This window comes from Methanocrinis sp. (assembly GCF_049974945.1).
GTDB lineage: Archaea > Halobacteriota > Methanosarcinia > Methanotrichales > Methanotrichaceae > Methanocrinis.
The window spans coordinates 1-3205 of sequence record NZ_JBNGCU010000149.1 but is presented as its reverse complement, the minus strand read 5'-3'; the positions used below and the strand labels follow the sequence as shown (position 1 = coordinate 3205).

Annotated in this window: 4 protein-coding genes; 2 read left to right on the top strand and 2 right to left on the bottom strand. The window is 61.6% G+C overall.

Features of this window, described 5'->3' with window-relative positions; translation table 11 throughout:
• Both ACP5EL_RS09920 and guaA read left to right on the top strand, forming a co-directional pair.
• The coding region (locus ACP5EL_RS09920) for a hypothetical protein (RefSeq protein ID WP_428402351.1) at positions 1 to 784 on the top strand (784 nt) is incomplete at its 5' end.
• 285 nt (positions 785 to 1069) lie between these two features.
• Positions 1070 to 1984 (top strand): glutamine-hydrolyzing GMP synthase, encoded by a 915-nt coding sequence (guaA, locus tag ACP5EL_RS09915; protein WP_428402350.1) that lies wholly within the window; start codon positions 1070 to 1072, stop codon positions 1982 to 1984.
• 18 nt (positions 1985 to 2002) lie between these two features.
• Here guaA and ACP5EL_RS09910 read toward each other — a convergent pair whose 3' ends face one another.
• Together ACP5EL_RS09910 and ACP5EL_RS09905 are read right to left on the bottom strand one after the other, a co-directional pair.
• Positions 2003 to 2569: an imidazoleglycerol-phosphate dehydratase gene (locus tag ACP5EL_RS09910; RefSeq protein ID WP_428402349.1), complete on the bottom strand. Its 567-nt coding sequence runs from the start codon at positions 2567 to 2569 to the stop codon at positions 2003 to 2005.
• 78 nt (positions 2570 to 2647) lie between these two features.
• The coding region (locus ACP5EL_RS09905; RefSeq protein ID WP_428402348.1) for a HisA/HisF-related TIM barrel protein at positions 2648 to 3205 on the bottom strand (558 nt) is incomplete at its 5' end.

Sequence of the window (3205 nt, the reverse complement as noted above, 5' to 3'; positions counted from 1 at the left end):
CTACACCATAACCTACGGAAACGACCTGATGGTGCCTCTGACAAACCTGGTCATCGTGGAGGAGTACGATCCCCGGATGTCTCTCCTTTCCGCCGACCCGCCACCGGACCCGGGGACGAAGAACGTCTGGACTATAGGGACTCTGCTTCCGGGAGAATACGGCCGGATCGTCCTGGTGATGAAGATGAAAAAGCAGAACTTCGTCGCCGACTTGGATGGCCGCGTCTCCGGGAACGGCTTCGTCTCGATGAGGCGGAGGTTTGCGACCGGGAGGAGTCCCCACCTGATAATCAACCAGGTCAGGATATCCTGCGACCAGTTCGAGAGGACGGGCAGGGTCGAGACGCCGGTGAGGCCGATCGTGGGGACCGTCCTCAGCTTCACAGAGCACGGGGCTGGAAGCTACGAGTCGGAGGAGGTCTTGAGCTACAGGACCACCCGGATGAAGATGAACAGGGAGTTCGACGCCGTACAGGCTCCGGCGGTCCTGAATTTGTCCATGGGCCGCACCCTCGGCTACAACTCCAGCTGGCACGCGAGCCACACCTGCATGGACGAAAAGCGGGGCTCTATCATAAGGGAGCAGTACCTTTACGCCGACCGGCTGAACTGCACGGGCAGTGCCGAGGTCCGGAGCACCAGGCTCATCCTCGGCTCCGAGTCGAACTTCAGCGGGATGGCGATATACGAGATAGAGAGCCACACCAAAGAGAGAGACGCCGCTATTACGAGCCTCTTCAACGGGAGCTACTCCCTGCGAAGCGGCAGCGAGGTCTATAAATGAATGGGCGAAATGAGAGTGATTAAAATGCAGGAAGAAGGCAGATCACCAAAAGAGCAAAAGGGACGAGAGATGAGAGGGCGGAGGGAAATGCCCTCTCATCTCGATAGGAGGTCTGGCGATCTGTCGTTTCCCACTCCCCTTCCCGCTGAGAGAAGCTACCACCCGCTCCTTTAAATGACTATTTTTCATGTACGGTTCACGTTGGGCTCATCTGAAGTCGTGCCGCTGACAACTCGCGACCGATAACCGCAAGTCTATTATCCTCGGAACCGGCCTCAGATCTTTATGGGTCTGAACGTCCCCCAGTTCATCGATGAAGCCATAGCAGAGATTCGCCGCCAGGTGGAGGGAAGAGCGGTCATCGGCCTCTCAGGGGGCGTGGACAGCTCGGTCTGCGCCTTTCTGGCTCGCGAGGCGATCGGAGACCGGCTGCTTCCGGTCTACGTCGACAGCGGCCTCATGCGGCAGGGCGAGTCGAAGAAGATCGCCGAAATGTTCTCCGACTTCAACCTCATCACCGTCCATGCAGAGGACCGCTTTTTGAGCGCCCTCGAGGGGGTCACCGATCCCGAGGAGAAGAGGAAGGTGGTGGGAGAGACCTTCATCCGGGTCTTCGAGGACGAGGCGAGGCGGATAGGCGCCGAGTACCTAATCCAGGGCACCATCTACCCCGACCTGATAGAGTCCGAGGGCGGTATCAAGTCCCACCACAACGTCGGCGGCCTGCCCCTCAAGATGGAGTTTGTGGGGATCGTCGAGCCGCTCCGCGACCTCTACAAGGACGAGGTGAGAGAGGTGGCCCGGGGTCTCTCCATGCCCGCCGAGATCTGCGAGCGGATGCCCTACCCCGGGCCGGGCCTCTCCGTTCGGATCCTCGGCGAGGTGACACGTGAGAAGCTAGCGGTGGTGAGGGCGGCCAACGCCATCGTCGAGGAGGAGCTGAAGAACTTTCACCCCTGGCAGGCCTTCGCCGCGATCCTGGGCAAGGCGACGGGGGTCAAGGGCGACATAAGGGCCTACGGCTACGTCGTCGCGGTGAGGGCAGTATCCTCGAGGGACGCCATGACCGCCGACGTTCTGGAGCTTCCCTGGGATGTTCTGAGGCGGATATCCACCAGGATCGCTGGAGAGATCCCGGAGGTATCGAGGGTCGTCTACGACCTGACCCCTAAGCCCCCGGGAACGATCGAGTTCGAGTGAAAAGACAAAAAATCAAGATCAGAGGACGCCCTTGGTGCTGAGGATCTCCGTCCCCTCGACCCTCTTCGCCTCCTTAAACGCGAGCCCCAGGGCCTTGAAGATGCTCTCGGCTTTGTGATGATCGTTCTCCCCATCGAACCTGACGTGGAGGGTGAAGAGCCCCTCTTCGGTCAGGGCTTCGAGGATCCTCCTGACGTTTTGGGACTCCAGGTCTCCTATGATCTCGGTCTCAAACTCGCTCTTCATCACCAGATAGGGCCTCCCGGAGAGGTCCAGGGCCACCTCTCCCAGAGCCTCGTCCATGGGGACTGCCGCCCAGCCGTACCTTCTTATCCCCCGCTTCTCTCCCAGGCCCGCGGCCAAGGCTCCCCCCAGGGCGAGGCCCAGCGCCCTCGACCTCTCCACCGCGATCCCGCCCTCGGCCTTTGCACTAATGTCGATTTTGCTCATCCTGGCCAGGGCTTGAAGCATGTGGTCGAGGAAACCCGATCCGGAGTCGAGGTTCGCCTCGCCGTTCCCGTCAACATTCACCTCGACCCCGGCCCGGGCCCCGCCGACCTTCGATCCTCCCTTTCCCTTCCTCATAATATCACCTATAAAGATCCTCCATGAACCCTCGACGATCTAGATGACCCCTCCACAAACCCTCCGTGAACCTACGAATCAGGATCGGAGGGCGGAAAGGACCTCTTTGAAGTCGAGCTTTCCGGTGTATATCGCCGTCCCCACCACGGCCCCGGAGGCCCCCGCGTCCCGGAGGCCTAAGACGTCTTGGACTGTGGAGACGCCTCCGGCAGCCACCACCGGGACGTCGACCGCCTCGACGAGCCTTCGGGTCGGCTCGAGGTCGATCCCTCGGAGCTGCCCCTCGGTGTCGATGTTGGTGAAGAGGATCGAGCCTGCTCCCCTCTCCTGGAAGAGGAGACCCAGCTCGATGGCCCCCTTCTCCAAGTCCCTCTGCCAACCCTCGGTGGTGACCCTCCCCCGTCTCACGTCCAGAGCCACCATCACCCGATCGGACCCGAAGTCGGCCGCCAGCTCCGTAACCATCTCGGGCCGGGCCAGGGCCGCCGTCCCCAGGATCACTCTATCAACCCCCAGGTCGAGGAGCGACGCCGCATCCTCCCGGGTCCGGATGCCCCCGCCCACCTGGAGGAAGAGGTCGAGGGTCTCGACGATCTCCTGGAGGATGGGGCCGTTGATCCGGACGCCCTGGATCGC